11 protein-coding genes are annotated in these 7,751 nt (G+C 70.4%); all 11 read left to right on the forward strand.

Features of this window, described 5'->3' with window-relative positions:
- The coding region (locus E1264_RS37110) for a phytanoyl-CoA dioxygenase family protein (protein ID WP_207936746.1) at window positions 1-478 on the forward strand (478 nt) is incomplete at its 5' end.
- A gap of 95 nt (window positions 479-573) precedes the next feature.
- Entirely contained in the window at window positions 574-1,515 is a 942-nt protein-coding gene (locus E1264_RS37115) for a fumarylacetoacetate hydrolase family protein (protein WP_132181306.1), read from the forward strand.
- 52 nt (window positions 1,516-1,567) lie between these two features.
- Window positions 1,568-2,596 carry an ABC transporter substrate-binding protein gene (locus E1264_RS37120; RefSeq protein WP_132181308.1) on the forward strand — a complete coding sequence of 343 codons (1,029 nt, stop codon included), beginning with the start codon at window positions 1,568-1,570 and terminating at the stop codon, window positions 2,594-2,596.
- Window positions 2,597-2,628: 32 nt separating this feature from the next.
- Window positions 2,629-3,171 (forward strand): VOC family protein, encoded by a 543-nt coding sequence (locus tag E1264_RS37125; RefSeq protein WP_132181310.1) that lies wholly within the window; start codon window positions 2,629-2,631, stop codon window positions 3,169-3,171.
- Complete coding sequence (locus E1264_RS37130; RefSeq protein WP_132181312.1) at window positions 3,168-3,926, forward strand: ABC transporter permease; 759 nt, start codon at window positions 3,168-3,170, stop codon at window positions 3,924-3,926. Before E1264_RS37125 ends, E1264_RS37130 begins: the two co-directional genes overlap by 4 nt.
- Window positions 3,927-3,947: 21 nt before the next feature.
- A complete protein-coding gene (locus E1264_RS37135; protein WP_165964574.1) occupies window positions 3,948-4,349 on the forward strand; it encodes a VOC family protein in 402 nt (133 codons plus the stop codon).
- On the forward strand, window positions 4,346-5,173 hold the full coding sequence (locus E1264_RS37140) for an ABC transporter ATP-binding protein (protein ID WP_132181316.1): 828 nt from the start codon (window positions 4,346-4,348) through the stop codon (window positions 5,171-5,173). The genes E1264_RS37135 and E1264_RS37140 overlap by 4 nt, the downstream gene beginning before the upstream one ends.
- A gap of 58 nt (window positions 5,174-5,231) precedes the next feature.
- Window positions 5,232-6,167, forward strand: a complete 936-nt coding sequence (gene dapA, locus E1264_RS37145) for a 4-hydroxy-tetrahydrodipicolinate synthase (RefSeq protein WP_132181318.1) — start codon at window positions 5,232-5,234, stop codon at window positions 6,165-6,167.
- The gene (locus tag E1264_RS37150; protein ID WP_132181320.1) at window positions 6,168-6,791 is read left to right on the forward strand and encodes a malonic semialdehyde reductase; all 624 of its coding nucleotides are present in this window, start codon (window positions 6,168-6,170) and stop codon (window positions 6,789-6,791) included.
- A gap of 26 nt (window positions 6,792-6,817) precedes the next feature.
- Window positions 6,818-7,480, forward strand: coding sequence for a GntR family transcriptional regulator (locus E1264_RS37155; protein WP_132181322.1), 663 nt, complete (start codon window positions 6,818-6,820; stop codon window positions 7,478-7,480).
- Window positions 7,477-7,751: alpha/beta fold hydrolase (locus E1264_RS37160; RefSeq protein WP_132181324.1), on the forward strand; the 275-nt coding region annotated here is incomplete at its 3' end. The genes E1264_RS37155 and E1264_RS37160, both read left to right, overlap by 4 nt.

The raw sequence follows: 7,751 nt of genomic DNA on the forward strand, positions 1-7,751 counted from the left end.
GGCCGTCGTCGACGGGTGGCACGTCGACGTCAGCTTCCCCGGACCCGGCTCATCCCCGGACGACTACATGACCTGGCGCGCGAACGTCGCGTCCAGGGACCGCGCCCTGCTGATGTTCTTCCTGCTCTCGGACGTGGGCCCCGCCGACGCCCCCACCCGCCTCCGCATCGGCTCCCACCGGCACGTGGCCCGCGTCCTCGAACCCGAGGGCGAGGACGGCCTGGACGCGCGAGAGCTGGCCCGCCGCGCGGACGCCGCCACCCGGCATCTGCCGACCGCCGACGCCACCGGCCGTGCGGGCGACGTCTACCTGTGCCACCCGTTCCTGGTGCACGCGGGCCGGCCCCACCACGGCACGACACCGCGCTTCCTGGCCCAGCCCAAACTGAGCCCGTCCGAGCCGCTCCGCCTCGACCGTCCGCCCGGGACGTCCTCCCCGGTGGAAACCGCGATCGCCCAAGCCCTGGGGCACCGCTGAAGCCCGCCGCCTCGTAGCCGGTCAGGCCCTCGGCCAGAGAAATTCCGCTGTGACCTATTGCACGCTCTGAGGGTCACATGTATACATACTGAGCTATGAGCACACGAAATGAAGCGGATGTGGACTGGTTCGCGCTCGCCTCGTACCGTTCTGGCGAGGGCGGCGCCGTCCGACCCGCGCTGGTCCTCGACCACGGGCGCGTCCACGACCTGGCCGAAACGCAGAGCGCCCTCGGCTACGGCGCCCTCGACGGCTCCGTGGACGACCTGCTCGCCGACTGGCCGCGGACCCTCGAAGCGCTCCGCTCCCTCGTCGCCGCCGCCCAGGCCCGCCCGGACGCGCTGACCGAGATCCCCGGCGGCGCGGACCGGCTGGCCGCGCCCTACCGCCCGGCCCGGATCTTCGCCGCGACCTCCAACTACGTCGACCACGCCGACGAGATGGGCACGGTGCTGGCGGCCAAGGCCAACAGCCGGCCCTACGTGTTCATGAAGGCCGACTCCAGCGTCATCGGCCCCGGCGAGACCGTCGAGATGCCGGAGACGTCCGAGCAGGTCGACTGGGAGGTCGAGCTCGCCGCCGTGATCGGGACGGGCGGCCGGCACATCCCCGTCGACGAGGCCCTCGACCACGTCGTGGCGTACACGATCATCAACGACGTCTCCGCCCGCGACCTCAACATGCGGGACGACTTCCCGTTCAAGTTCGACTGGTTCCGCGGCAAGTGCTTCGACACCTTCGCGCCGCTCGGCCCCTGGCTGGTGCCCGCCGGATGCATGCCGGACCCGCAATCGCTGGCGCTGCGGCTGGCCGTCAACGGCGAGGTCATGCAGGACGCCAAGGCCAGCGAAATGATCTTCACCATCGCGGAGCAGATCGCCTACCTGTCGGAGATCCTCACGCTGCGGCCGGGCGACCTCATCGCCACCGGCACCCCCGACGGCGTGGGCATGGGGCGCGGCGTCTACCTCAAGAGCGGCGATGTGATGCGCGCCGAGATCGAGGCCATCGGGGTCCTGGAGAACCCGGTCCGCTGACCGGTCATCGGGGGTGGTGCTTCTTCCTTCGTCCATCCATGTGGGAGTCCCCATGAGAAAAGCAGACCGACGGCGTCCGGTGCCGATCGTCGCGCTGGTCGCGGCGCTGATCGTGGCGCTGACCGGGTGCGGCTCGGACGGCGCCGCCGACTCCGGCAAGCCGCTCCGCAAGATCACCTTCAATCTGGCGTACTTCCCGCAGGGCAGCACGGGCGGCGTGTTCGCCGCGATCGACCAGGGCTTCTACAAGGCCGAGGGCCTCGAGGTCGAGGCCGTGCGCGGCTACGGGGGCACCCGCACGGTCAACGAGATCGACCAGGGCAAGTGGGACTTCGGCTACGGCGACCCGGTCAGCGTCATCCTCAACCGGGCGGCCGGCGGGAAGGCCGTCATGGTCGGCGCGCTCAACACCGTGTGGCCGGGCGGGCTGTGCTACGACGCCGGCAAGCACCAGATCAACACGCTGCAGGACCTCAAGGGCCTGGTGCTCGGCGGCGGCGCCACGTCCCCGATCCAGAGCCTGCTTCCGGTGTGGCTGGAGGAGAACGGGCTCCCCCGCGACCACATCAAGCTGCTCAAGATGGACCCGGCCGTCGTCGACACCTCGTTCATCCAGGGCAAGACCGACCTGGACGACTGCTGGGCCGCGAGCAACCGCGCCAACGTCCTGAAGCTGGCCGAGCAGGCCGGCAAGAACATCAAGTGGATCGAGTACCGCGACCACAAGCTCGACATGTACGGCAACGGGATCGTCACGTCCGCCCAGCGGATCCAGCAGGACCCGGCGCTGGTGAAGGCGTTCCTGCGCGCCACCTACAAGGGCTACGCGTACATGCGCGAGCACCCCGACAAGGTCGCCGAGTACATCGCGTCGAAGAACCCGCAGCTCGACCCGAAGGTCCTGACGCAGCAGGCCACCGACATGAACAAGCTGATCAACGACCCGCGCACCGCGTCCCAGGGCCTCGGCTGGTTCGACGCGGCCCGGATGACCTCGACCGTCGAGACGATCCGGCGCGCCTTCCAGGTGAAGCGGGAGATCGCCCCGTCCGACGTCTACACCAACGACCACCTCAAGTGAGCCCGTCAGACCCCGCGAGGAAGGTGACCGCGATGCCGGCCGCACGTCCACGAAAGCTCGGCCACCTGGTGCTCCAGGTCCGCGACATCCACAAGTCCGTCGAGTTCTACACCGAGATCGTCGGGCTGACCGTGTCCGACTGGATCGCCGACCAGATGGTGTTCCTGCGCTGCGGGCCCGACCACCACGACCTCGGCCTCGCCCAGCTTCCCCCCGAGGAGGCCGCGCGTCCACCGCGCCAGGTCGGTGAGCGCGCCGGGCTGGAGCACTTCTCCTACGAGGTCGGCGGGCTGGAGGAGCTGGAGGCCGCCGCCGACTTCCTCGCCGAGCGGGACGTGGAGATCGTCCGCGGCATCGGCAAGCACGGGCCGGGCGAGAATCTCTTCCTCGTCTTCCTCGACCCGGACGGCAACTACGTCGAGTTCTACGCCGACATGGTGAAGGTCGACGCCGACCACCCCCACCAGGCGCAGGTGTGGGACGACACGGTCGAGGCGTACGACCAGTGGCGCTTCGAGCGCTTCCGCGTCCCGGCCCCGGCCCTCTACGAGGAGAAGGCGGAGGGCCGCCCATGATCCGCCGCGCGCTCAGGGTGGCGGAGCCGGTGCTGCTGGTCGCCGTCATCCTGGCCGCATGGGAGTTCCTCCCCGGCGCGTTGGACGTCAAGCCCTACCTGCTGCCCACCTTCAGCGACGTGCTGTCGGCCGGGTGGACGGCCCGGTCCGGCCTGACCGACTATCTGTGGATCACGTCCCGTGAGGTGCTGCTCGGCTTCCTGCTCGCGGCGGCCGGCGGGCTGCTGCTGGCGGTGCTGATCTACGGGTCGGGGTTCCTGCGCCGCACGCTGTACCCCTTGCTGGTCGCCCTGCAGGGGCTGCCCAAGGTGGCGCTGGCGCCGCTGTTCGTCATCTGGTTCGGGTACGGCCTGGGCTCGAAGGTGCTGATGGCCTTCCTGTTCGCGCTGTTCCCGGTGGCCATCGCTACGCTCGGCGGGCTGGCCGGGACCCCGGCCCATCTGGAGGAGCACTTCCGGGCGCTGCGCGCGTCCCGGTGGGCGACGTTCGCGCAGCTGCGCGTCCCGTACGCGCTGCCCGCGGTGATCGACGGCTGCAAGGTCGCGATGCCGCTCGCGGTGATCGGGGCGATCGTCGGCGAGTTCGTCGGCGCGGACGAGGGGCTCGGGATGCTGATCCAGTCCGCCGCGTCCAGCAACCGCACCGACCTGGTGTTCGCCTGCCTTCTCCTCGTCACCGCCCTGTCCTTCGTCCTGTACGGCGTCATCGAGCTGCTCGGCCGCCTGGTGTGGTGGCGGGGCCGAGCGGCCGCCTGAAATCTGATTGGAGCTGATCCCGTGGCGAAGCTGCGGCACATCGCGATCGCGGTCAACGACCTTGAGGCCGCGTCGAAGTTCTACCGCGAGACGTTCGAGATGGAGGTCGCCGGCGAGACCGAGTCGCCGATCGCGACCGGCGTCTACCTGACCGACGGCACGGTCTGCCTGGCGCTGCTGAACTACAAGACCGACGAGGCCGCCGGGCTGGAACGCGGCAAGGAGTACGTCGGCGTCCACCACTTCGGCTTCTGGTGCGACGACCTCGAGGAGCAGGGGAAGCTCATCGAGGCCAACGGCGGACGGTTCTTCATGGACCTCCCGCTGGCCAAGGACTCCCTCTACTACGAGGCCAAGTACCGCGACCCCGACGGCGTGATCTTCGACATCTCCGAGAACGGCTGGGTGGGAGCGGCCCGATGACCCGGTCCACCCGGCGGGTCCTGGAACCGTCCCCGCAGACGGCGGTGGCGGCCGCGCCCGGCGACCCGGCCGCGGTGCGGCTGGCCGGGGCGTCCAAGACCTTCCGGGGCCGCGAGGACGTGCGCGCCCTCGACCCGATCGACCTGACCGTCCCGGCCGGGGAGTTCGTGGCGATCGTGGGGCCGAGCGGCTGCGGCAAGAGCACGCTGCTGCGCATCGTGGCCGGGCTGGTCGACGCCGACGCGGGCGGACGGGTGGAGGTGCAGGGCCGTCCGGTCGTCGGCACCCCGCCCGGCCTGGGGGTCGTGTTCCAGACGCACAACCTCCTCGCGTGGCGGACGGTCGAGGCGAACGTCGGGCTGGGCGCCCGGCTCGCCGGAATCCCCAAGGCGGAGATCGCCCGACGGGTGCCGCCCATGCTGGAGATGCTCGGCCTGTCGGGGTTCGCCCGCAAGCACCCGCACGAGCTGTCGGGCGGCATGCGGCAGCGGGCCGCGCTGGGCCAGGCGCTGGTGTGCCGCCCGGACATCCTGCTGCTGGACGAGCCGTTCGGCGCCCTCGACGCGCTGACCCGCGACCGGCTCAACGTCGAGCTGCTGAAGATATGGCAGGAGCTGCGGCAGACCGTGCTGCTGGTCACGCACAGCATCGCCGAGGCGGTGTTCCTCGCCGACCGGATCATCGTCATGTCCCAGCGTCCCGGGACCGTGGTCGAGGACATGCGGGTGGACATCGCCCGCCCCCGCGACCCGGCGACCACCAGGGCGCTCCCCGAGTTCACCGAGACCGCCCAGCGGCTGAGCCACCTGATGGGCGTCACGTAGCCGCGCGGGAGGACGGCCTCGAAGCAGCGGCAACGACCTTGAAGCAGGAGGAACGACCTTGAACCAGCAGGACCGGACGCGCGAGCGCCTCCACGGCGTGGTCACCGCCACGCCGACCACCTTCGCCGCGGGCGGCGACCTCGACGAGGGGCGGTTCCGCGCGCTCGTGGAGGGCTACGTCGCGGCGGGCGTGCACGGCATCTCCGTGGCCGGCAGCCAGGGCGAGTTCTACGTCCTGGACACGGCCGAGCGGCTGCGGCTGATGGAGATCACCGTCGAGACGGTCGCCGGGCGGGTCCCGGTGTACGCGGGCACCGGCGCGGTCTCCACGCGGGAGTCGATCGCGCTGACCCGGGCGGCCGAGTCGATCGGCGTGGACGTGGCGATGGTGATCACCCCGTACTTCCTGGCGCCGTCCGGCCGGGAGCTGGCCGAGCACTTCCGGACGGTCGCCGCCGCCACCGCGCTGCCCGTGCTGCTCTACAACAACCCGCCGCGCACCGGCGTCAACGTGACCCCCGACGTCTACGCGGACTGCGCCCGGTCCGGCAACGTGATCGGCGTCAAGGACAGCAGCGGCGACCTCAGCCAGGGCGTGGAGTTCCTGCTCACCGAGCCGGGCGGCTGCCTGCTGTTCTCCGGCCGCGACACCATCACGATGGCGCTGCTCGCGCACGGCGGGGCGGGCGCGATCTCCCCGGCGGCGAACGTGTTCCCGCGGCTCGTGTGCCGGATGTACGACGCCGTCCGGGCGGGCGACCTGGCCACCGCGCGCCGGATCAACGACGCGCTGGCGCCGCTGCGCCGGGCCTGGGCACTGGGCTCGTTCCCGGTGGTCATCAAGGAGGCGATGGCGGTGGTGGGCCTGGACCCCGGCCCGGCGCGCGCCCCGATCTCCCCGCTACCGCCCGAGCGCCGGGCACGGCTCACCGCCGTGGTGGAGGGGATCAGGGAATTCGAGCGGGACGCCGTTCCGGCGATAAGCGGGGCGTGAATGGCGAAGGTGATGAACGCGGCCGAGCCGGGCGCCCTCGCGGACCATGTGCTGGAGCGCCTGTTCACCGGGGCCAGGACGGCGAACCGGTTCGTGGGGCGTCCCGTCCCCGACCGGCTGCTGCGCGAACTGTACGAGCTGGTGAAATTCGGCCCGACCGCAAGCAATCTTTGTCCGGCCCGATTCATCTTTGTGCGAGGACACGAGGCCAAGCAGCGGTTGCTTCGCGCGCTCGATCCGGGGAACGTGGAACGCACGAGGGAGGCACCGGTCACCGTGATCGTCGGCTGGGCCGAGGACTTCCATCTCCGCGCGCCGGAGCTCTTCCCCGGACGGCCAGAGCTCGTCGCCGTCCACGCCGGGGACGAGCGGAAGGAGGCCAGGCGGGAGGTCGCATTCCGGAACTCCAGCCTCCAGGGAGCGTATATGATCATTGCCGCCCGGGCACTGGGTCTTGATTGCGGGCCGATGTCGGGTTTCGACCCAGAAGTCATTGAAAGGGATTTCTTCCCCGACCGGAAGACGCGGGTCAACTTCCTGTGCAACCTCGGCTACGCCGATCGTGCCGCGCAGTTCCCGAGGCTTCCCCGGCTGCCGTTCGACGAAGCCTGCGCGCTTCTGTAGCCGGGAATTCGACACCGATATGGAGGATGGTCCACATCGCTGGGACTAGGTCGGAGGAAATCCGGCAGCGGATCGCGGAGGACATCGTCTCCGGCCGGCTCAAGCCGGGGCAGCGGCTGGAGGAACTGCAGCTCGCCGACCAGTTCAACGTGTCCCGCACACCGGTGCGCGACGCGCTGCGCGAGCTCAGCGGCACGGGGCTGGTCGAGATCCGCCCCAACCGGGGCACCTGGGTCGCCGAGATCGACTCCGAGCAGCTGGAGGAGCTCTTCGAGGCGTTCGCCGAGATCGAGGCGCTGTGCGCGCGGCTGTGCGCGGTACGGCTCACGGTGATCGAACGGCGGCGGCTGGAACTGCTCCACGAGGAGTCGGAGTCGTACGTCACCGCCGGCGACCACGAAGGCTACGCGCGGCTGAACGAGCAGATCCACAACGCGATCTACCAGGGCAGCCGCAACCACGCCCTGTACGAGATCGTCCGCGGGCTGCGTCATCGCACGGCGCCGTTCCGGGTGCCGCAGTTCTACATCACGAACGACCGGATGAAGAACTCCTACGCCGAGCACGGCGCGCTGCTGGCGGCCATCCTCCAGGAGGACTCGCAGGCCGCCTACGCCGCCATGTACTCCCACATCGCCAACTCGTCGGTCAACGTCATCGGCTACCTGCGCGAGAGCCTGCACAAGTGACCGAACCGATCACCTGCGTCCGGACGGGCCGTCCCGGCGCCCCGGCCGTGGTGTGCCTGCACGGCATCGGCTCCAACGCGGACGCGTTCCGCGACGTCCTGGGCCTACTGGCCCCCACCCACCAGGGCATAGCCCCGAACACCCCCGGCTACAACGGCTCGACCCCACTAGCCACCACCCACCCAACGGTCACCGACTACGCAACCGCCCTGGTCGCCTTCCTAGACCGCCTGGCCCTCCCCACCTGGCATCTGGTAGGCAGCTCCCTAGG

The sequence above is a fragment of the Actinomadura sp. KC216 genome, assembly GCF_004348535.1.
In the GTDB taxonomy this organism is placed as follows: Bacteria; Actinomycetota; Actinomycetes; order Streptosporangiales; family Streptosporangiaceae; genus Spirillospora.